18 protein-coding genes are annotated in these 21,976 nt (G+C 68.6%); 9 read left to right on the top strand and 9 right to left on the bottom strand.

Features of this window, described 5'->3' with window-relative positions; translation table 11 throughout:
- The first annotated feature begins 86 nt into the window (after positions 1-86).
- The 5 genes from ACFVMC_RS10410 to mtnC all read left to right on the top strand — a co-directional run bounded on the left by ACFVMC_RS10410 (position 87) and on the right by mtnC (position 6,097).
- Positions 87-1,853: an NTP transferase domain-containing protein gene (locus tag ACFVMC_RS10410; RefSeq protein ID WP_379208803.1), complete on the top strand. Its 1,767-nt coding sequence runs from the start codon at positions 87-89 to the stop codon at positions 1,851-1,853.
- Between the two features lie 207 nt (positions 1,854-2,060).
- Positions 2,061-2,408, top strand: coding sequence for a DUF1330 domain-containing protein (locus ACFVMC_RS10405; RefSeq protein WP_379208802.1), 348 nt, complete (start codon positions 2,061-2,063; stop codon positions 2,406-2,408).
- A 644-nt stretch (positions 2,409-3,052) separates the two neighbouring features.
- Positions 3,053-4,801, top strand: coding sequence for an S-methyl-5-thioribose-1-phosphate isomerase (gene mtnA, locus ACFVMC_RS10400; protein ID WP_379208800.1), 1,749 nt, complete (start codon positions 3,053-3,055; stop codon positions 4,799-4,801).
- Positions 4,802-4,805: 4 nt separating this feature from the next.
- Positions 4,806-5,381, top strand: a complete 576-nt coding sequence (locus ACFVMC_RS10395) for an acireductone dioxygenase (protein WP_379208798.1) — start codon at positions 4,806-4,808, stop codon at positions 5,379-5,381.
- Complete coding sequence (gene mtnC / locus ACFVMC_RS10390; RefSeq protein ID WP_379208796.1) at positions 5,378-6,097, top strand: acireductone synthase; 720 nt, start codon at positions 5,378-5,380, stop codon at positions 6,095-6,097. Before ACFVMC_RS10395 ends, mtnC begins: the two co-directional genes overlap by 4 nt.
- Here the strand turns inward: mtnC and ACFVMC_RS10385 are convergent.
- Positions 6,094-6,891 (bottom strand): helix-turn-helix transcriptional regulator, encoded by a 798-nt coding sequence (locus tag ACFVMC_RS10385; protein WP_379208794.1) that lies wholly within the window; start codon positions 6,889-6,891, stop codon positions 6,094-6,096. The genes mtnC and ACFVMC_RS10385 overlap by 4 nt on opposite strands.
- Before the next feature lie 496 nt (positions 6,892-7,387).
- Here ACFVMC_RS10385 and ACFVMC_RS10380 point away from each other — a divergent pair, with 496 nt between their 5' ends.
- The 4 genes from ACFVMC_RS10380 to narI are packed head-to-tail and all read left to right on the top strand — an operon-like array spanning position 7,388 to position 14,296.
- The gene (locus ACFVMC_RS10380; protein ID WP_379208792.1) at positions 7,388-11,113 is read left to right on the top strand and encodes a nitrate reductase subunit alpha; all 3,726 of its coding nucleotides are present in this window, start codon (positions 7,388-7,390) and stop codon (positions 11,111-11,113) included.
- 11 nt (positions 11,114-11,124) lie between these two features.
- Positions 11,125-12,861 (top strand): nitrate reductase subunit beta, encoded by a 1,737-nt coding sequence (gene narH, locus ACFVMC_RS10375; RefSeq protein WP_379209509.1) that lies wholly within the window; start codon positions 11,125-11,127, stop codon positions 12,859-12,861.
- The gene (gene narJ, locus ACFVMC_RS10370) at positions 12,858-13,538 is read left to right on the top strand and encodes a nitrate reductase molybdenum cofactor assembly chaperone (protein WP_379208790.1); all 681 of its coding nucleotides are present in this window, start codon (positions 12,858-12,860) and stop codon (positions 13,536-13,538) included. The genes narH and narJ overlap by 4 nt, the downstream gene beginning before the upstream one ends.
- Positions 13,535-14,296: a respiratory nitrate reductase subunit gamma gene (gene narI, locus ACFVMC_RS10365; protein WP_379208788.1), complete on the top strand. Its 762-nt coding sequence runs from the start codon at positions 13,535-13,537 to the stop codon at positions 14,294-14,296. The genes narJ and narI overlap by 4 nt, the downstream gene beginning before the upstream one ends.
- Before the next feature lies 1 nt (position 14,297).
- Here narI and ACFVMC_RS10360 read toward each other — a convergent pair whose 3' ends face one another.
- The 8 genes from ACFVMC_RS10360 to ACFVMC_RS10325 form a co-directional block, all read right to left on the bottom strand.
- The gene (locus ACFVMC_RS10360) at positions 14,298-14,708 is read right to left on the bottom strand and encodes a PIN domain nuclease (RefSeq protein WP_379208787.1); all 411 of its coding nucleotides are present in this window, start codon (positions 14,706-14,708) and stop codon (positions 14,298-14,300) included.
- The gene (locus ACFVMC_RS10355) at positions 14,705-14,926 is read right to left on the bottom strand and encodes a type II toxin-antitoxin system VapB family antitoxin (RefSeq protein WP_379208785.1); all 222 of its coding nucleotides are present in this window, start codon (positions 14,924-14,926) and stop codon (positions 14,705-14,707) included. The genes ACFVMC_RS10360 and ACFVMC_RS10355 overlap by 4 nt, the downstream gene beginning before the upstream one ends.
- Before the next feature lie 89 nt (positions 14,927-15,015).
- Positions 15,016-15,354, bottom strand: coding sequence for a TfoX/Sxy family protein (locus ACFVMC_RS10350; RefSeq protein ID WP_379208783.1), 339 nt, complete (start codon positions 15,352-15,354; stop codon positions 15,016-15,018).
- A gap of 31 nt (positions 15,355-15,385) precedes the next feature.
- Positions 15,386-16,243 carry a sirohydrochlorin chelatase gene (locus ACFVMC_RS10345; RefSeq protein ID WP_379208781.1) on the bottom strand — a complete coding sequence of 286 codons (858 nt, stop codon included), beginning with the start codon at positions 16,241-16,243 and terminating at the stop codon, positions 15,386-15,388.
- The gene (locus ACFVMC_RS10340) at positions 16,240-17,475 is read right to left on the bottom strand and encodes a uroporphyrinogen-III synthase (RefSeq protein WP_379208779.1); all 1,236 of its coding nucleotides are present in this window, start codon (positions 17,473-17,475) and stop codon (positions 16,240-16,242) included. Before ACFVMC_RS10340 ends, ACFVMC_RS10345 begins: the two co-directional genes overlap by 4 nt.
- Positions 17,472-17,855, bottom strand: a complete 384-nt coding sequence (nirD, locus tag ACFVMC_RS10335; protein ID WP_379208777.1) for a nitrite reductase small subunit NirD — start codon at positions 17,853-17,855, stop codon at positions 17,472-17,474. The genes ACFVMC_RS10340 and nirD overlap by 4 nt, the downstream gene beginning before the upstream one ends.
- A gap of 64 nt (positions 17,856-17,919) precedes the next feature.
- Positions 17,920-20,457 carry a nitrite reductase large subunit NirB gene (gene nirB / locus ACFVMC_RS10330; protein ID WP_379208776.1) on the bottom strand — a complete coding sequence of 846 codons (2,538 nt, stop codon included), beginning with the start codon at positions 20,455-20,457 and terminating at the stop codon, positions 17,920-17,922.
- Between the two features lie 28 nt (positions 20,458-20,485).
- Positions 20,486-21,925 carry a nitrate/nitrite transporter gene (locus tag ACFVMC_RS10325; RefSeq protein WP_379208774.1) on the bottom strand — a complete coding sequence of 480 codons (1,440 nt, stop codon included), beginning with the start codon at positions 21,923-21,925 and terminating at the stop codon, positions 20,486-20,488.
- Positions 21,926-21,976: the final 51 nt, after the last annotated feature.

Here is a 21,976-nt window from a genome sequence, read left to right as displayed (position 1 = left end):
TGCCGAGAGATGCCCGGCTGCGCGGGGCCGGGCGGCCGGACGAATTAGCATGTCGCCATGTTGTCTCCAGCCTCGATTCGCCTACCGTGACCGCCGCCGACGCGATTGTGCTCGCCGGTGGGCGGGCCAGCCGGATGGGCGGGGTCGACAAACCCGCGATCGTGATCGGCGGCCGCTCCATGCTGGACGCGGCGCTGACCGCGGTGGCCGGCTGCGCGCGCACCGTGGTGGTCGGGCCGCATCGTCCGGAATTGAGTCCGGCCATCACACAGGTGCGGGAGGTACCGCCGGGATCGGGCCCGGTCGCGGCGATCGACACCGGACTGCACGCGCTGCAGCCGGATCCCGCACCGCTGGTGGTGGTGCTGGCCGCGGACATGCCGTTCCTGACCGACGCCGCGATCGCGGAATTGCTCAGACAGGAGGCCGAGACCGGGGCGGACGCGGTATTCGCGGCGGACAGTTCGGGTCGCCCGCAGTATCTGATCGGGGTGTGGCGGCGCACCGCGCTGACCGCGGCGCTGGCCCGGCTGGATTCGCTGGTCAATCAGCCGATGAAAGCGCTGGTCCCCGATGAGACGGTGACCGTGCACCTGGCGGGGGTCGCGGACTGCGATACCGACGAGGAGGTGCGCCAGGCCCGCGCCGTGGCGCAGCGATCCCACCCGGGCTCGCAGACGCCGCCGATCCGGCCGCTGCCGCTGGAAGAGGCGCGCGGGGTGTTGCGCGGCAGGCTGGCCCGGCTCACCGCCTATCGGACCGAACTTCGAGCCGTGCGCGGGGCCGCGCTGGCGGCGCCCATTCTCGCGGCCGGGGCGCTGCCACGCTTCGATGTCTCCGCCATGGACGGTTACGCCGTCTGTGGCGACGGGCCGTGGCAGTTGCGCCGTGATGTCGGCTTCGCGGGCGGGCAGCGACCGGTCGGCCTGCTGCCCGGCGAGGCCGTGCGCATCGCCACCGGCGCGCATGTGCCGGACGGCACCACCGGCGTGCTGCGCGACGAATTCACCAGTGTGACAGCGGATAACGTACTGCACAGGCTGCCGGACAGCCCGCGGCGCGACGATATTCGGCGCAGCGGCGAGGACCGCCGCCCCGGCGATCTGATCGCCGCGGAGGCCACGCCGGTCACCGCAGGATTGGTCTCGGCGGCGGCGAGCGTAGAGGTCACCGAAGGGCTGGTGCGCGGGCCGGTGCGGGCGCGAATCGTGATGACCGGCGACGAGATTCGCAGCGAGGGCCCGCTACAGCTCGGTCAGACCCGCGACTCGATCGGACCGATTCTGCCGGATGTGCTGTCCTGGTACGGGATTCACGTTGTCGATCGCGTACACCTGCGGGACACACCGACCGGGTTCGACGATGTGCTCGCCGCCACCGGCGAATTCGATGTGCTGGTGATCGTCGGCGCGACCGGCGGCGGCGCCGCCGATCAGCTGCGCGGCGCGGTCGCCCGCGCCGCAGCCGAGATTCTGGTGCCGCGGCTGGAGCTGCGTCCGGGCGGCTCCACGCTGGTGGCCGAATTGCCGGATCACACCACGGTTCTCGGCCTGCCCGGCAATCCGTTTGCCGCCATCGCCACCCTGATGGCGCTGGCTCCGGCCCTCGTCGAAGGGCGCACCGGCGCCCATCCCGGACGCCCGTATCTCGGTCCGCTGCACAACGCGGCCTCGGTCGCGGGCCCGGTCCCCCGAGTACTGCCCGCGCGCCGCGCCCCGTTCGGCGGCTTCCTGGCCGAACCGCACCGCTCCACCGCGCATCTCGGCGGCCTCATCGACCGCGACGGCCTGGTCGTCGTCCCGGCCCACGCCACCGATGGCACTCCGGCCGAGTTCCTGCCGCTACACGGCTGATCCCCCGATATAACCCCTACCGACGGCACTCCGGCCGAGTTCGCGCCGCCACACAGCTCATCGCCCGACATAACCCCCACCGATGACACCCCGGCCGAGCTCCCGCCGCCACACAGCTCATCGGCCCGGCATTACCCGTGAGGTAATTGCCCGGCCTCCGAATGCGGACATACGGTCGTACAGGTACCGATTCGGAAGGAAGAGCCGATGCCCGCCTACGGTTTCGCGCACCTTCACACGCGTCGCCCGCACCCCGAGGTTCTGGAATACCTGGAACGCGTGCAGGACACCCTCGACCCGTTCCAGGGCCGCTTCCTGGTCCACGGCCCGCCGCTCGAGGTGCTCGAGGGCGAATGGCCGGGCAGCATGGTGCTCATCGAATTCCCCGACCTGGAGCAGGCCCGCGCCTGGTATCACTCCCCGGCCTATCAGGCGATCCTGCCACTGCGCGCCGACCATATCGACGGCAATCTGGTCCTCGTCGACGGCGTCGGCCCCGGCTACGACCCGCGCAAGCGCGCCGCCCAGCTCCGCGCCGAACTGCCCACGGTCTAGCCGAATGCCTTACCGCCGTACGAGTTCCGAGTCCAGCATCAGGACGACGTCGAGCCGGGCCCGGAAGGAAGGTGGCGAACAGCGAACTCACGGGCTGGGTTTCGACCGATTGCCCGGAGGATTTCGGCCTGCACGGTGACGTCCGAGGCCGTGGTGGGTTCGTCGGTGCGGAGTAGGTCCGGGTTGCCGGACGGGCTATGGCGACGACCAGCAGCACCCCCGGCCAGGCCCTGCCCCCTGCGCAGGGCCTGCCACGGCTGCCGGCCGGAATCACGCTCGGAGCCAGCCGCTTCCAGTGTCTGTGCCATGACGCGCCTCCGAGGCGAATTCGCCGATCCGTTGCCGCGTGCGCGACTTCGGTGACTAGCGAGATGGCGCTCCGTCCGGGATGAACCGGCCGGGTGCCGGCGGCGCGCACAGCACCGGGTCGTCGGTACCGATCAGGAGGAGCGGGCGAAACCCGGCGGAAGCCCTGTGTGCGGGCGGTATCTCCGTGCTCAGGTCGAGCCGCGGCCCGGGCGAGAAAGGCGAACGGATGCGATCGTCGCCCCGGTCCAGCAACAAGCGGAGTCGGATTCGATCGGGCAGGGCCGGTCGGATACCGTTTACCAGGCATTATGCGGGCTTTCGGATAGGGACGGCGATTGACGACTGACAGTTCACTGAGCTGGGACGACGGCGTACTGGTCACCATCGATCAGCGCGGTCTGCCGCACGAGGTGCGGGAACTGCGGCTCTCGACCGTCGATCAGGTCATCGATGCGATTCGCACACTGGCCATCCGCGGCGCCCCCGCGATCGGGATCGCGGGGGCGTTCGGCGTGGTCATCGCCACCGCCGCGCACACCGTCGACGGCGTGGTCGACGTGGCCGCCGTCGAAGCCGAGGCCGCGCGGATCGCCGAGGCTCGCCCGACCGCGGTGAACCTGGCCTGGGCCGTGCGCCGAGTGGTCCCGAAGATTCCGGGCGGCGCCGAGGCGGTGCTCGCCGAAACCCTGGACCTGCTGGCCGAGGACGGCCGGGTCAACCGGGCGGCCGCGACACATGCCGCCGACCTGATCCAGCGGCTACTGCCGGACCGCCCGTTGCGCCTGCTCACCCACTGCAATACCGGCCGCCTGGCGACCAGCGCATTCGGCACCGCGATCGGCGCGCTGCGCATACTGTACGAGCGCGGCGCGGTCGCGGACGTGCTGGTCGACGAGACCCGTCCGCTGCTCCAGGGCGCGCGCCTGACCACCTGGGAGCTGGCCGAAGCGGGCATTCCGCACCGCCTCACCATGGATTCCGCGGCGGCCTGGGCAATGGCCACCGGCCAGGTCGACTGCGTCGTGGTCGGCGCGGACCGGGTCACCGCCAATGGCGATGTGGCCAACAAGATCGGCACCTACGCGCTTGCCCTCGCCGCCGGCCACCATGGGATTCCGTTCGTCGTGGTCGCACCGGAGTCGACCCGGGATCTGGGCATGGCGACCGGCGCGGAGATCGTCGTGGAACAGCGGGCCGCCACCGAAGTCATCGAGTTCGGCGGTGTCGCAACGGCTCCCGCGGGCACCGAGGTCTTCAACCCCGCCTTCGACGTGACACCCGCAGAGTTGGTCACGGCCGTGGTCACCGAATCAGGGGTCGTCTACGAGAACGGCCGCCTTACCGTCCACCCGAGCGACAGCACCGAGGCCACCGACGTCGCCCGCCACCACGACCGCACGGTGGTGACCAACACCGGCACCCCTCAGGAGTCCGCCGCGAACGCGGCCGACGCGGGAGCGACCATCGCGGGTATCGCGCGCGACCTGTACCAGCGCGGCTGGATGCCGGGTACAGCAGGCAATATCTCGGTGCGGCAAGGTGATTCGGCCGTCGTGACCGGCAGCGGCTTGTCCAAGGGGGAACTCACCCCGGCGGACATGGTCACCGTAGCGATCTCCGACAACCAGCCCGCGCCGGGGCAGCCGCGGCATCCGTCGGCGGAGACCTCCATCCACACCGCTGTCTACCGCAGCACCGGTGCACAGGCCGTCGTGCATGTCCATTCCCCTTACGCGACAACCATTTCCACCCGATCCGGCGCTCGGGACACCCGAACCACCTTGCGTATCACCGACTTCGAGCTGATCAAGGGTTTGGGCCGCACCGACGCCATCGATATCCCGGTGTTCCCGAATTGGGCCGAGGTTCCCCGCATCGGCGCCGACATCGAACGCTTTCTCACCGAGAATCCGGACGCCCCACCGGTATTGGGCATCGCGGGCCACGGCATCACCGCGTGGGGGGACAATCTGTCCACGGCCCGCGATCGCGCCGAATGCCTGGAGGCGCTGTGCGAGCTGGTGGCCCGGACCGGCCGCCGGCACGCCTACGACCAGCCCTCCCCGCTCCCAGAGATTGGATAAGACAATGACTCTGCTCCAGATCATGGCCGCCACGGACGCCGCCGAGGTCACGGTACGCACCACCGACGACGCGGTGATCGCCGCCGAACTGGCCCAGCGCGGCATCACTTTCGAGCACTGGCCGACGCTGTCGAACGCGGCCGCCATCGCATCGGAGGATCTGCTGGCCGAGTACGCGGACCGCATCGCCACGCTCGATGCCGGTGGCCGCTACCGCCACATCGACGTCGCCCGGATCCACCCCGACGAGAGCAACCCGGAATGGCCCGCCCTCGCCGAGGCCGCGCGGGAGAAGTTCCTGGACGAGCACCGCCACGCCGAGGACGAGGTCCGCTTCTTCGCCGCCGGCCGCGGCTGCTTCTACCTGCACATCGGGGACGAGGTGCTGGCCACGGTGTGCGAGGCGGGCGATCTGGTATCGGTCCCCGCGGGCACGCTGCACTGGTTCGATATGGGCAGCCGCCCCGATTTCGTCGCCCTGCGCTTCTTCGAGGAGGAGGACGGCTGGATCGGCGATTTCACCGGCGACAAGATCAGCGCCGGATTCCCGACCCTCGACGAACTGCTGGCGGCTCGGTGAAATCTCGGGAACAGCAGGAGGCGCAGCCGACGGGGCGGGTCAGCACGGTCGTCGTCGATATCGAGGGCACCACCAGCCCGACGAGCTCGGTCCGGGAGGATCTCTACGGCTACACACGCGCCCGGCTGCCGCAGTGGCTGAGCGAAAACGCCGACGGCGCAGCGGCTTCCGTCCTCGCCGAGACGCGCGAGCTGGCCGATCGCCCCGAAGCGGATCCGGCCGCTGTTGCCGAGATCCTGCGCGGCTGGCTGGATTCGGATGTGAAGGCCGAACCCTTGAAGACCGCGCAGGGCGTCATCTGCGCGGAGGGTTTCCGGTCCGGCGCACTGCACGGGGAGTTCTTCCCCGATGTCGTTCCCGCATTGACCCGCTGGCACGACGCCGGACTGCGGCTGTATGTCTATTCGTCGGGTTCTGTTCGCAATCAACGGGATTGGTTCGAGTTCGCGCGGGGCGGATCGCTGAGCCCCCTGGTCTCCGGTTATTTCGATCTGTCCAGCGCGGGACCCAAGCGCGAGGCCACGTCCTACGACAAGATCTCCGGTGCGATCGGTGTCGCACCGGAGCGAATCCTGTTCCTGTCCGACCATCCGGACGAGCTCGACGCCGCCGTGGCGGCGGGCTGGTCGGCGGTCGGTGTGCACCGGGCGGGCGAGCCCAACCCGGCGCGGGCACCGCACCGCTGGGTCGAGACGTTCGCCGAGGTGCGGCCCTAGCCCACCGGGACGGGCTGGCGGATGCCGAGGAAGAACTGCATCCGCCCCGGATGATTGGTGGAGTCCACCCGGAACATCTGCACGGACAGGCTGTAGGACTCCCCGGTATTCGGGTCGCGCAGCCGCATGTCGGGGGTCTCGCGACCGTAGGCGGTGCCGCCCGTGGCCCACATGCTCCGGAACTCGGGGTAGCCGCCGAGCTCTTCCAGCAGCGTGCTGGACCAGGCGGTGTCGCCGGTCTGGCCGATCAGTCCGCGCAGCCAGTTGACGGTGTTGCCGGCCTCGCGCTCCCACTCGACCATCACCTGTTTGGACATCTCGTTGCCGAAGAACCAGCGCAGCACGTTCACGTCCTCGACCAGGCCGGGGAACATATCGGCGTAGACGTCGTTGCAGGACAGCACGTTCCAGCGGGTGTCGATATAGCCGGCCGCGTTGGGCCGGTGCACCAGCAGGCCGCGCCGCATATCGTCGTCGATCGATGAACGCAGCTGCTCGACACTGGGGAAGGCGTCCTCGACCAGTCCGGCCAGATCGTAGAGGTGCCTGCGCTCGACGGGGAGCAGTGGACGAATGCCGTCCAGGTAGCCGATCAGCGCGTCCACCACGGCCCGGGTGGGATGCTCGCGATCGCCGCCCTCGAGGTGGGTGATGTAACTGGCGCTGACCCCGGCGGCGAAGGCCAGTTTCTCCCGGGACATATGGCGTTCGTCCCGGAGTCTGCGGAGCAGGCCGCCGAAGCTCGGCGGCCGCAATAGGTGATCGTCGGCGATGTCGGTCGTTTTGCGTGGCACGGAACGGGCTCCTTCAGCTAGACGCGGCGACGGCTTTCTCGATACGACGGTTCCGGGTGCTCGGCCTGCATGAGTGCAGAATAATCTGCCCGACCCGAATATTCGGCAAACCTAGAGCTAATAGATAGAAGATCGATAAACTCGGCCTCCGAACCGGGTAATCATGACCCGGTCGGCACGCCGTCAGGGCGGCCGCGAAGGCCCGCGGGTTGTGTAAACAAATATTAAGCAGCCGAGAACCCCCGGTTTCCAAAGCTTCACCGCCAAGCCCCCGAAACATCTGCCGGACGCGATGTTTCACCCGGTCAACCCGCATATAGCCAGGTCGCACCGCGCCTCGGTGACCTACGTCGCAACCATGCAGTGACCGGTGTGTTGCGCCGTCCTCACAACGCACAGGCGGCCGTCGCGAGCTGTGAGAGAATCATTTGGCCGCGCGCCCAAGCCTCCTTACAGTCGGAGCCAACAGCCCGATTCACTCAGCCGAAGGGGCGTCGTGGTTAATTCTGCAAGCCTGCCATCCGCCGCATCTGGTGACGCGCTCCTCGCCCTGGGGAAGTACTTTCAGCGCGGCGAGATCTCCACCGACCAGCGCAGCCTGCACAAGGTCGGCGGTCGCGGCGCCGACGAGTTCTACCGGGACCGCTGGGCGCACGACAAGGTCGTGCGCTCGACCCACGGCGTGAACTGCACCGGGTCCTGCTCCTGGAAGATCTACGTCAAGGACGGCGTGATCACCTGGGAATCGCAGCAGACCGACTACCCCTCGGTCGGCGCGGACAAGCCCGAGTACGAACCGCGCGGCTGCCCACGCGGCGCGTCCTTCTCGTGGTACACGTATTCGCCCGCGCGCGTCCGCTACCCGTATGTGCGCGGCGTGCTGCTCGAGCTGTATCGCGCGGCCAAGGAGCGGCTCAAGGATCCGGTGCTGGCCTGGGAGTCCATCGTCGAGGACCCGGAGCAGGCCAAGCGCTACAAGGCCGCGCGCGGCAAGGGCGGCCTGGTCCGGGCCGAATGGTGGGAGGCCGCCGAGATCGCCGCGGCCGCGCACGTGCACACGATCAAGAAGTACGGGCCGGACCGGGTGGCGGGCTTCTCCCCCATTCCGGCGATGTCGATGGTCAGCCATGCCGTGGGCGCCCGGTTCATCTCGCTGCTCGGCGGCTCGATGCTGTCGTTCTACGACTGGTACGCCGACCTGCCGGTGGCCTCACCGCAGGTGTTCGGCGACCAGACCGACGTGCCGGAATCGGCGGACTGGTTCGACGCGGGCTACCTGATCATGTGGGGCTCCAACGTGCCGGTCACCCGGACGCCGGACGCGCACTACATGACCGAGGCGCGCTACCGCGGGCAGAAGGTCGTGGTGGTCTCCCCCGACTATGCCGACAACACCAAATTCGCCGACGAATGGGTGGCCGCGCGACCGGGTACCGACGCCGCGCTCGCCATGTCGATGGGCCACGTGATCCTGCGCGAGTTCTTCGTCGAGAACCAGACGCCCCGCTTCCTGGACTACATCAAGAAATACACCGACCTGCCCTACCTGGTCTGCCTGGACGACCCGCAGGGCTGGGACGGCTCGGGCGAATACCACCACGACGGCGCCCTGGCCGGAAAGTTCCTCACCGCGGCCGATCTCGGCGCCGCCGACGACACCGCCGCGCACAAGCCGGTGCTGCTCGACGCCGCCGGGCAGCCGGTGGTGCCCAACGGCTCGCTGGGACATCGCTTCACGCCCGAGGACGCGGGCAAATGGAACCTGGACCTGGAGGGCGTCGACCCGCTGCTGACCCTCTACGGCGCGGCCGACGCGGAACCTGTCGCGGTGCGCATGCCGCGCTTCGACACCGACACCGCCGGAGTGCTGCTGCGCGGCGTGCCCACCCGGCTGGTCGCCGGTCGCCGGGTGACCACGGTGTTCGACCTGCTGCTCGCGCAGTACGGCGTGGGGCGCGCGGGCCTGCCCGGCGACTGGGCGACCGGCTACGACGACGCCACCCAGCCCTACACCCCCGCCTGGCAGGAGACCATCACCGGCGTTCCGGCCCAGCAGGCGATCCGGGTCGCGCGCGAATTCGCCGACAACGCGGACCGTTCCGGCGGCCGCTCGATGATCCTCATGGGCGCGGGCACCAACCACTGGTTCCACTCCGACCAGATCTACCGCGCCTTCTTCACGCTCACCCTGCTGACCGGATGCCAGGGCGTCAACGGCGGCGGCTGGGCGCACTACGTCGGCCAGGAGAAGTGCCGACCCGTAACCGGTTGGTCCACACTGGCATTCGGCCTGGACTGGCAGCGTCCGCCGCGCCAGATGCAGGGCACCGTGTTCTGGTACCTGACCAACGACCAGTGGCGCTACGACCCGTTCACCTCCGAGTCCTTCGCCTCGCCGCTGGGCGCGGGCACCTTCGCCGGGCGCACCGCGGCCGACAATATCGCGCTGGCCAGCCGCCTCGGCTGGATGCCGAGCTACCCGACGTTCAACCGCAATCCGCTCGACCTCGTCGACGAGGCCGAGGCAGCGGGCACCTCGGCCGCCGATCATGTGGTCGCGGGCCTGAAATCCGAGGAATTGCGGTTCGCCTGCGAGGACCCCGACGCACCGGAGAACTTCCCGCGCGTGCTCACCGTCTGGCGGGCGAATCTGCTCGGGTCCTCCGGCAAGGGCAACGAGTACTTCCACAAGCACCTGCTGGGCGCGGATTCCAATGTGCAGACCACCGACGCGACCGGCGTGCGACCGCAGGAACTGGTCTGGCGCGACGAGGCACCGACCGGGAAGCTGGATCTGCTGCTGTCGCTGGACTTCCGGATGACGAGCACCACGCTGTTCTCCGATATCGTGCTGCCCGCCGCCACCTGGTACGAAAAGCACGACCTGTCCTCGACCGACATGCACCCGTTCGTGCACGCGTTCTCCCCGGCGATCTCGCCGCCGTGGGAGGCCAAGACCGACTTCGAGGCCTTCCACCGGATCGCGCGCGGCTTCTCCTGGATGGCCGAGAAGCACCTGGGCAAGCGCAAGGACATCGTCGCGGTGCCGTTGCAGCACGACTCCCCGGACGCGCTGGCCCAGGCCGGTGGCCGGGTGCTGGACTGGAAAGCCGGTGAGTGCGAGCCGATTCCGGGTAAGACCATGCCGAAACTGGTTGTGGTGGAACGGGATTACCCGAACATCGCCGAGAAGATGGCCGCGCTCGGTCCACTGGTGGAGACGCTCGGCGTCACCACCAAGGGCATCACCACCTACCCGGAGAAGGAAGTCGCCTACCTCGCCGGGGTGAACGGCACCGTGGTTTCCGGTGTGGCGCAGGGACGTCCGTCGCTGGCCAAGGACACCCACGCCGCCGAGACCATCCTGGCGCTGTCGGGCACCACCAACGGCCGTCTGGCCGTGGAGGGCTTCGAGGCACTGGAACGGCGCACCGGCACCGAACTCGCCGACCTGGCCGCCGAGCACGAGGGCAAGCAGATCACCTTCGCCGACACCCAGGCGCGGCCGGTGCCGGTGATCACCTCCCCGGAATGGTCCGGCAGCGAGACCGGCGGCCGCCGCTACTCGCCGTTCACCATCAATACCGAGCGGCTGAAGCCCTGGCACACGCTCACCGGTCGCCAGCACTTCTACCTCGACCACGACTGGATGATCGAACTCGGCGAGCAGCTGCCGATCTTCCGGCCGCCGCTGGATATGACCGCGCTGTTCAGTGAGCCGGGCGTCGGCGACGTCGGATCGAACGGGGTCACCGTGCGCTATCTGACCCCGCACTCGAAGTGGTCGATCCACTCCGCCTACCAGGACAACCTGCACATGCTCACACTCTCGCGGGGCGGACAGTCGATCTGGATGTCGGACCGGGACGCCGCGAAGATCGGTGTGTCCGACAACGATTGGATCGAGGCGATCAACCGCAACGGCATCGTGGTGGCGCGCGCCATCGTCTCGCACCGGATGCCCGAGGGCACGGTGTTCATGTATCACGCGCAGGACCGGGCGGTGGACGTGCCGCGCATCGAAGGCGCGGCGGACACCAAGGCGGGCAAGGGCAAACGCGGCGGCATCCACAATGCGCTGACCCGGATCATGATCAAGCCCTCGCATCTCATCGGCGGATACGCCCAGCAGTCCTTCGCCCTGAATTACCACGGCCCCACCGGAAATCAACGCGACGAGGTCACGACCATCCGGCGTCGCTCGCAGAACGTGGAGTACTAGCTATGCGCGTTATGGCTCAGATGGCCATGGTGATGAACCTGGACAAATGCATCGGCTGCCACACCTGCAGCGTCACCTGCAAGCAGGCCTGGACCAATCGCGGCGGCACCGAATACGTCTGGTTCAACAATGTGGAAACCCGCCCGGGACAAGGGTATCCACGTCAATACCAGGACCAGGAGAAGTGGAAGGGTGGCTGGACGCTCACCAAGCGCGGCAAGCTGACCCTGAAGTCGGGCTCGCGCATGAAGCGGCTGCTCAATATCTTCGCCAACCCCGATATGCCCACGGTCTCGGACTACTACGAACCGTGGAGCTACGACTACGACAACCTGCTGGCCAGCCCGCCGATCGACACCACACCGGTGGCCCGGCCGAAATCGCTGATCACCGGCGAGGACACGCAGGTCACCTGGGGCGCCAACTGGGACGACGACCTCGGCTCCGGCCCCGAGCAGGTCGGTAAGGACCCGCTGCTCGGACGCCTGTCGGACAAGGTGAAACTGGAGTTCGAAGAGACCTTCATGTTCTACCTGCCGCGAATCTGCGAGCATTGCCTCAATCCGTCTTGCGCGGCCTCGTGTCCCTCCGGCGCCATCTACAAGCGCGCCGAAGACGGCATCGTGCTGGTCGATCAGGACAAGTGCCGCGGCTGGCGGCAATGCGTCACCGGCTGCCCGTACAAGAAGATCTACTTCAACCACAAGACCGGCAAAGCCGAGAAGTGCACCTTCTGCTACCCGCGCGTGGAGGTCGGCATCCCGACCGTGTGCTCGGAGACCTGTGTGGGCCGGCTGCGCTACATCGGCGTCATGCTCTACGACGCGGACAGGGTGCAAGAGGCGGCCTCGGTCACCGACACCAAGGATCTGTACCCCTCCCAGCTCGGGGTCTTCCTGAACCCGCATGACCCGCGCGTCATCGCCGAGGCCGAACGCGCCGGGATCTCGCCGGAGTGGATCGAAGCCGCGCAGAACTCGCCGGTCTACAAGCTGATCGTGGACTACCAGATCGCGCTGCCGCTGCATCCGGAATACCGGACCATGCCCATGGTCTGGTATGTGCCGCCGCTGTCGCCCGTGGTGGACGTCCTCTCCGAGACCGGGCACGACGGCGAGGACGCGCGGAATCTGTTCGGCGCCATCGACGCGCTGCGAATTCCGGTGGAGTACCTGGCCGAACTGTTCACCGCCGGAGAGATCGGGCCGGTGCGGGCCGCGTTGCAGCGCCTGGCCGGGATGCGGTCGTTCATGCGATCGGTCAACCTCGGCGTCGAACCGGATCCCTCGATCGCGCCGAACGTGCGGCTCGAGCCGGAGGAGATCGAAGCCATGTACCGGCTGCTCGCCATCGCGAAATACGAAGACCGGTACGTGATTCCGACCGGAGCGGGGTCCGAGGCGCACCAGCTGGACGCGCTCGCGACCGGATGCAGCCTGGACAACGACGGCGGGCCCGGCATGACGGCGTTCGATCAGATGGTGGAGAAGTTCCATCTCACCGACACCAATGGCGCTGCGCCGGAAGAGAAGTCGAATCGGATCAATCTGTTGAACTGGGACGGCAAGTCGACCAGCGGGCTCCTGCCGGCGCAAGGGGGACGGCAGGAGCCGGGGTCGGCGAACGGGGCCAACGGCGCTACCGGCAACGGCAGCAACGGCGCTGCCGCGAACGGTTCGACGATCCCGGCAGGCAACGGCGCCGCGCCGGGATCGTCGTCCGTGTCCGCGCGGGGAGCCGCGCAATGAGTCTGCTGAAAGTGCGGCGGCGCCCCGAACCGGCCGTCCGGATGTCCGAGCACGAGCGCCGGCTGATCTGGCGGATGGCGGCGCTGCTGCTGGACTATCCGAACGAGTCGGCGCTCGCGCTGCTGGACCAGTTGTCCAGCGCCACAGCCGAATTGCCGGAGCAGGTGCGACCGCAGTTCACCGGACTGCTCGAGCATCTGCGCGCCACACCGCCGCTGGAACTGGCCGCTTCCTATGTCGAGACCTTCGATCTGCGCCGCCGCGCCAGCCTGCACCTGACCTTCTACGCCTACGGCGACACCCGCAAGCGCGGTATGGCGCTGCTGCGGTTCAAGCACGCCTACCGGCACGCGGGCGTCGAACTCGGCGATCACGAACTGCCCGACCACCTGCCGGTGCTGCTGGAATTCGCGGCCACGATCGATCCGATCGGCGGTGAACGCCTGCTCGGCGAACACGTTCCGGTCATCGAACTGCTGCGACTGTCCCTGTCCGACACCGGATCTCCGTACGCGGGCGTGCTGGGCGCGGTGGTGGCGACACTGCCGCCGCTGACCACCGCCGACCGCCGCAAGATCGCCGAACTCGCCGCGCAGGGTCCGCCGGAGGAGGAGGTGGGCCTCGAGCCCTTCGCCATGGACCCCGCCATGTTCGATTCCGCCGGAGGCCGTCGATGAACTATGTACCGCACCTGCCCACCGAACTGTGGCTGATCCTGCCCTACGTGGCGTTCACCTCGTTCGTGCTGGGACATGTCTGGCGCTACCGCAACGACCAATTCGGCTGGACCACAAGGTCTTCCCAGATCTACGAGAGCAGACTGCTACGGCTGGGCAGCCCGCTGTTCCACTTCGGCATGGTCGGAGTGTTCGGCGGCCACGTGCTCGGCGTGCTCATCCCGGAGTCCTGGACCACCGCGGTCGGGATCTCCGAACACACGTATCACATCATCGCCGTCGGCGCGGGATCGGTCGCGGGCCTGTCGGTGCTGGCCGGCGTCGGCATCCTGCTCTATCGGCGGTTCACGGTACCGGCGGTTCGCAAGGCGACCACCCGCAACGACAAGCTCATGTACGTCCTGCTGACCGCCGCGCTGGTCACCGGACTGCTCAACACCTGGGGCAGCAACCTGCTGTGGGGCACCTACAACTATCGCGAATCCGTATCCCCGTGGTTCCGTAGCCTTTTCACGCTCAACCCGCAGCCGGAACTGATGGTCGACACCCCGTGGACCTTCCAGTCGCACGGCCTGGTCGTACTGGTCCTGGTCGCCCTGTGGCCCTACACCCGCCTGGTCCACATGTTCAGCGCCCCCGTCGGCTACCTCACCCGCCCCTACATCGTCTACCGCGCCAAGGAATCCAACGCCGCCGACACCCGCCGCTACTCCCGCGCCTGGGACGCCCCAGTCACCCCGGAACGCTGGCGCTCCTGACCTAGCGAATGCGTTCGACAGGCTGGCCGGTCACCCGCGCGATCGTGTCGAAATCCCGGTCGGCGTGCAGCACGGTGAGTTTGTGATGTACGGCCGTCACGGAGACCAGCAGGTCGACCGGTCCGGCACTTTGGTGCCACCCCTGGTCGGCGAGCTGGTGCTGCAGGTCCGCGGTGTCATCCCACACCGATTCCCGCATGGCGAAGTACGGAAATATCTCCTGCAGTAGCGCATCGGCCTCGTAGTACGCGGGGCGGCCACCGACCGCGCGGAGATACTCCTGACGCACCGGCTCACAGATTCCGACCAGACCCGCGTCGAAGACCTGATTCCATTCTGGGCCGGTCTGATTCCGGAAGAACCGGACGAGTGCGCTGGTATCGGCAAGGAACAGCTCGCTGCGTTCGCTCATGCGGCGCCGCCGATTTGCCCCTCCTCGTCGCTGCCGGCTAGGTCGATCTCACCATCGGCGACCATTTCGCGCATCCGCTGGATCGCCGCGGCTCGGCGCCGCCGATCGGCCACCTCACGCAGGGCCGCGTTCACGGTGTCCTTCTTGGTGGTGGTACCGAGATGACGCGCGGCGAGAGCCAGCGCATCGTCGTCTACGTCGATGATCGTGCGGGTCATGGCCACCTCCGACAGTGATATCAAATCTAAGAAGATGATATCAAGCTGGTTTACCGGGACATGCGAGCCAGACGACGCCGTCGGGCTTGCTACCGCTTCTTCGGCGGCAGCGAACGGGCGTAGGCGACGCTGCGGGCGACCCAGTCCCGGAGGGACTGGTCGGTGGCGAGACCCTCGGGGCGGACGCGCAGCCAGCCGTGGGCCTCGCGGCCGGCCATGATCATGATCTCGACGTGGTCGGCTTCGAGGAGATCGTCCTCTTCGGCCGGGTCGACGCGGGCCAGGAGGCCGCCCTGGCCGCTGGCGGCGACGGCCATGTGGCCGTCGACCATGAAGCCGAGCCCGCCGAACATCTTCTTCTCGACCAGGTGCGGGCCGGGCTCGATGAGCTCGCGGATCCGCTCGGCCAACTCTTCGTCGTATGCCATGGACCCAGTGTGGACCCCGGCACCGACGAATTCAGGACGCCGCCCGGACCAGATTGCGGGCCGCCGCGCGGTAGCGATCGGCGATCAGCCGCACGACCGCCGGATGCACGCCGATCGGCTCGGCGACGCCGTCCGCGCCCGCATCGTGCAGGCGCTGCTGGAACAGGCCCTGCGCCAGCAGGTAGGAGGCGATGAAGACCCGCCGGGAGCCCGCGGCCCGCAGTTCGGCCACGACCTCGGGCACCCGCGGCGCACCGGTCGCCACATAGGCGATCCGGACCGGCACGTCCAACTGCTCGGTGAGCATCGCGGCGGCACGGCGCACATCGTGGCGCGCCCGGGCATCCGAGGAACCGGCGGCGGCGAAGACGACCGCGTCACCGCGCCGCCAGCCCGCCGCGCGCAGGCGCAGCGCCATGATCCGGGCCAGCGCGGGATCCGGGCCCATCGCGGGTGTGACCACCACCGCGGGATGCGCGCTCTCGGCGACCTCGCGCGGCACATCCTGATAAACGTGGAAGCCCGACGCCAAGAACGCCGGAACCACCACGGCCGGAACGGTTTCCGCCTCCGCAGCCAGACTGCGCAGCACTTCCGACGGCGACGGGCCGAGCACATCGACGAACGCGGTGCGGACGACAGGATGCTCCGGCTCGCGCACCACGGCGCGAGAGTCGCGAGCCGGAACACCTGTCGCAACACCCGCGCCATGCCCCGAAACCGTGGCGCCGAGCTCTTCGGAAAGGCCCCCGACGGACTCCAGGCACGCTGAACCCACTGCGGCAGAGCCTAATTCGGCCGCTACCGCCTCGGCGAGCGCGGCGATCATCTCGACGCCGCGCGCATTGCGAGTGCCATGCGCGACCAGCACCAGCGCCGGGGTGCTCACAGCGTCCCCGTCACCTGGGCGTACCGCGGGGCGCGCACCGGCGTGGTGATGCCGTGCGGCCGCGCCACCGGGACCGGACGCGCGGCGTCGTCGGCGCATTCGGCGGCATCCAGCGCCAGCCGGTAGCCCCGTTTCACCACGGTCTGAATGGCTTTGGGCGTACCGAGGCCGGCCCGCAGGCGCGCGATCGCGGTTTCCACGGCGTGCGTGTCGTCGCCGCCGCCGGGCAGCGCGGCCAGCAGATCCTCGCGGGACACCACCCGGCCGGGCTGACGGGCCAGCGACCGCATCAGCGCCATCGGCGCGGGCGCCAGCTGGCGCACCGTGCCGTCGACCACGACACACGCACCGCGCACACTGATCTGGTGCCCGGCGGCCTGAATCCGGTTGGCGCGCCTGGGCAGTTCCTCGGCGACATGTCGGGCCAGCGCACCCAGCCGGGCCCGGCCCGGCATCGAGGTCGGCACGCCGAGTTCCTCCAGCGGCGCCGCGGTGATCGGGCCCACGCAGGCCGGCAATACCCGGCCGCGCAGCGCGTGCAGCACGCCCTCCAGCAGCCCGGTTTCCTTGGCGCGCATCAACAGTGACGCCACAGCGGGCGCGCTGGTGAAGGTGACGCAGTCCAGATTGGCGGTGACGATCGCCTCGATCAACTGATCCATCGGCGTCTGATCCGCGGGCGGCGTCCACCGGTACACCGGCACCGGCACGACATCCGCACCGGCGCAGCGCAATACCTCGCAGAAGTCCGGAACCGGCTCCCACTCGGTGGTGGCGCCGTGCAATTGGACGGCGATCCGCACACCCTCCACGCCCTCGGCGAGCAGGTGATCGAGCACCTCGGCCGAGGACTCCGAGGCCGGAGACCACTCCTCGCGGAGTTCGGCGGCACGAATGGCGCCCTTGGCTTTCGGGCCGCGGGCCAGCATCCGGGTCGAGGCCAGGGTGGCGCGCAGGTCCTCGGCCAGACCCCAGCCCTCGGCGGCCTCCATCCAGCCGCGGAACCCGATGCCGGTGGTGGCGACGGTGATCTGCGGCGGCTGTTCGACCAGCTTGCGGGTGACCCGCTCCAGCTCGGTGTCGTCGGCCAGCGGAATGATCCGGATGGCCGGAGCCGACACGATGGTCGCGCCACGGCGGGTCAGCAGCGTGCCGAATTCCTCGGCGCGTCGGGCCGCGGTGATGCCGATGGTGAAACCGGCCAGGCAGGCACCCTGGTCGGCGGCCGTCATGGCGTTTCCGCCGGTTCGTTCGACACGGAGACGATGCCGTCTGCGACCCGCACCGCGAACACCGGCAGCGCGGCCGTCTCGTCATCCAGGCAGCGGCCGTCCAGCAGCGAGAACGCCTGCTTGAGCAGCGGCGAGGCCACGACGGGAACCCCGCCGCGATCGCCGACGAGCCCGCGCGACATCACCGCGGCCCGCCCGAACGGGTCGATATTGCCGACGGCGTACAGGGTTCCGTCGGTATGCAGGAACAGTGCGGCCTGGCGGCCGCCCTTCAGCAACACCGCAACGCCGCGGCCTGGGATCAGGTAGTCGAGCCGGCAGGCCTGCGTGAATCCGGTGCTGGTCGCGGTGGCAATGCCGGGGGTATCGATCACGGTCATCGGTGTCATCCTCCAAACGCCTTACCTATTGGTACCGGCGTCCTGTTTCTATGCGGTTAAGCGGTCATTTCCCGGGCGTAGCAGCGGGGAATTGCGGTGTGCCCAACAACACAGGGACCTTCCGCTCGCCGCTGTCGTCGAAGGAAATCGTCGGATCCGCTTCCGCGGGGGCATTGACGAAGGACACGAAGCGCGACAGCTTCTGCTCGTCGTCGAGCACGGCGGCCCACTCGTCGCGATAACCGTCCACGTGCTTGGCCATGGCCGCTTCCAGATCCGCGGCGATGCCGAGACTGTCCTCGCAGATGACCTGCTTGAGGTAGTCCAGGCCGCCCTCCAGCGCCTCCTGCCACGGGGCGGTGCGCTGCAAACGGTCGGCGGTGCGGATGTAGAACATCAGGTAGCGGTCGATGTACTTGATCAGCGTCTCGTCGTCGAGTTCACCAGCCAGCAGCACCGCGTGCTTGGGCGTCAGGCCGCCGTTGCCGCCGACATACAGGTTCCAGCCGTTCTCGGTCGCGATCACGCCGACGTCCTTGCCGCGCGCCTCGGCGCACTCGCGGGCGCAGCCCGAGACCGCCAGCTTCAGCTTGTGCGGGGAACGCAAACCGCGGTAACGCTTTTCCAGCAGCACGGCCATGCCGACCGAGTCCTGCTGCCCGTAGCGGCACCAGGTGGAGCCCACGCAGGACTTCACCGTGCGCAGCGACTTACCGTACGCGTGACCGGACTCCATACCGGCGTCGACCAGTCGCTTCCAGATCAGCGGCAGCTGCTCCACCCGCGCGCCGAACAGGTCGATGCGCTGGCCACCGGTCACCTTGACGTAGAGACCGAACTCCTTGGCCACCTCACCGATGGTGATCAGCTGCTCGGCGGTGACCTCGCCGCCGGGCATCCGCGGCACCACCGAGTAGGTGCCGTTCTTCTGCAGGTTGGCCAGGAAGTGATCGTTGGTGTCCTGCAGCGCCGCCTGCTCGCCGTCGAGAATGTGATCGCTGGAGGTGGACGCCAGGATCGAGGCGACGGTCGGCTTGCAGATATCGCAGCCGGACCCGGCGCCGTGCTTGGCGATCAGCTCGGAGAAGGTACGGATACCGGTGGACTGCACGACGTGGAACAGCTCGGCCCGCGACTGTGTGAAGTGCTCGCACAGCGACTTCGACACCGCAACACCGGACTGCTCCAGCAGCTTCTTGAGCATGGGAACGCAACCGCCGCAAGAGGTTCCGGCATTGGTGCAGCTCTTGATGGCGGGCACGTCGCACGCACCCTCGGCGATAGCGCCGCAGATCGAGCCCTTGGACACGTTGTTGCAGGAGCAGATCTGAGCCTCGTCCGGCAGCGCGTCCGCCCCGAGCTCCGCACCGGCCGGGGAGATCAGCGAGGCCGGATCGGCGGGCAGCGGCGAACCGACCAGCGGACGCAGCGCCGCGTAGGCCGACGCGTCACCGACCAGGATGCCGCCGAGCAGCGTCTGCGCGTCATCGGAGACCACGAGCTTGGCGTAGGTGCCCTTGGCCGCATCGTGCAGCACCACCGACAGCGCGCCTTCGGTGGCGCCGAAGGCGTCACCGAAGCTGGCCACGTCCACGCCGAGCAGCTTCAGCTTGGTCGACAGGTCCGCGCCCGGGAACTCACCCGCACCGCCGAGCAGCCGGTCGGCCACGATCTCGGCGGTGGTGTAGCCCGGAGCGACCAGGCCGTAGCAGACACCCTCGATCGCGGCGACCTCGCCGACGGCATAGATGTTCGGATCCGAGGTCTGCAAACCGAGGTCGGTGATCACACCGCCGCGCGGCCCGACCTCCAGTCCGGCATCACGGGCGATCTGATCGCGCGGGCGGATACCGGCGGCGAAGACCACCACCGCCGCGCGCACCGCGGTCTCATCGGAGAGCGTGACCTCGAGCCGCTCGGCCGGCGGGGCGTCGTCGAGCACGGCGATCGCCGAGGTGCCGACGCCGGTGTGCACGTGCAGCCCCAGGTCGGTGACCAGCTTCTCCAGGATCGCGCCGCCGCCCTCGTCGACCTGCACCGGCATCAGCCGGGGCGCGAACTCCACCACGTGCGGGGTCATGCCGAGCAGCCGCAGCGCGTTGGCCGCCTCCAGACCGAGCAGACCGCCACCCACCACGATGCCGACCGCGCCGGGTCCGGCCGCCTCGGCGGCGGCGCGGATGCCGTCCAGGTCCTCCAGGGTGCGGTAGACGTAGCAGCCCTCGGAGTCGTGGCCGGGCACCGGCGGCACGAACGCGTAGGAACCGGTCGCCAGCACCAGGGCGTCGTAGCCGATCACCTCACCGGCGGAGGTGGTCACCTTGCGGGCGGCGCGGTCGACGGTATCGGCCCGCACGCCGAGGCGCAGGTCGACCAGCTGGTCGCCGTCGTAGGTATTGCCCGCCAGCGCAAGCTCTTTCGGGTCCCAGGCGCCGACGTAGGACGACAGTCCGACGCGGTCGTAGGCGGGCAGCGGCTCTTCGCTGAGCACGATGACCTGCCACTGTCCGGCATCGTCGCGCGAGCGCAGTGCTTCGACGAAGCGGTGCCCGACCATGCCATGGCCGACGACCACCGCGGTCTTGCGGATTGCGTTGTTCATGAGGTGTCCTCTCTGGACGGGTCGGGGCTCAGGCGCGGGCCGACGAGCTGGCGTTGGTGGTTTCGGCTTCGAGGACCAGGGCCTCGGCCTCGGCGACGATGTCGGGGTCGGTGGCGGAGGGGCGGCGCAGGAAGACCAGCCACACCACCGCGGCGCAGGCCACGTAGAAGGCCAGGAACACCCAGAACGCGGTGGTCGCGGAGTTCGTCGCGGCGTAGGAGGAGCGCAACGCCAGGTTGATGCCCACGCCGCCGAGCGCGCCGATGGCGCCGACGAATCCGATCAGCGCGCCGGAGCAGTTCTGCGACCAGGCGGCCCGGGCGGACTCGGACAGGTCCAGACCGCGGGACTTGGCGTCGAACACCGACGGGATGATCTTGGTGACCGCTCCGTTGCCGAAGCCCGAGAGCACGAACAGCAGGATGAAGCCGATGACCAGGGTGATCATCGCGCCGCCGGAGGGAACACCGCCATTGCGATCACCGAGCGTGCTCGCGGCGACCACCAGCACCGTGGCGGCCATCATCGCGCCGAAGACATACAGCGTGACCTTGGAGCCGCCGATCCGGTCGGCCCACTTGCCGCCGTAGGGCCGGGCCAGCGAGCCGAGCAGCGGGCCGAGGAACGCGATCTGCGCGGCGTGCAGCGCGGCCTGCGCGGCGGTGTCGCCACCGGCCTTGAAGCTGAGTTGCAGCACCTGTCCGAAGGCGAAGCTGTAACCGATGAACGAGCCGAACGTGCCGATGTAGAGGAAGGCGATAGCCCAGGACTGCGGCACTTTCAGCGCCGAGACCATGTAGGACAGGTCGGCCTTCTGATTGGTCAGGTTGTCCATGAACAGCGCCGCGCCCAGACCGGCCACCGCGACCGCGACCAGATAGATCGCGCAGATCAGCGAGGCGTAGCCGTTGCCGAGCGTCGCGATGACCAGCAGGCCGATCAGCTGGATGACGGGCACGCCGATATTGCCGCCGCCCGCGTTCAGGCCCAGCGCCCAGCCCTTGAGCCGCTGCGGGTAGAAGGCGTTGATGTTGGTCATCGAGGAGGCGAAGTTGCCGCCGCCGAAACCGGCGAAGGCCGCCACGATCAGGAAGGTCGTGTACGAGGTGCCGGGCTGATTGACGAAATACAGCGTGAGCAGCGTCGGAATGAGCAGCAGCAGCGCCGAGAAGACGGTCCAGTTGCGCCCGCCGAACTTGGCGGTCGCGACGGTGTAGGGGATGCGCAGGACCGCGCCGGTCAGCGTGGGCACGGCCATCAGGAAGAACTTCCCGGCGGCGTCGATGCCGTACTTGTCGGTGGGCATGAACAGCACCATCACCGACCAGATGGACCACACGGAGAACCCGACATGCTCGGCCACGACGGACCAGATCAGGTTGCGCTTGGCGATGTCCTTACCACCTGCTTCCCAGGCGGCGACATCCTCCGCATCCCAGTGCTCGATGTTGTGATTGCGTGTCAACATGATCAACGAGGGCCCTCCGCGGTGTCTTCCAAAGAAGTCGGTTAGGCCCAA

This window comes from Nocardia sp. NPDC127579, assembly GCF_042672005.1.
GTDB lineage: Bacteria > Actinomycetota > Actinomycetes > Mycobacteriales > Mycobacteriaceae > Nocardia.
The sequence above is the reverse complement of the archived record's forward strand: the minus strand, read 5'-3'. Positions and strand labels throughout refer to the sequence as shown.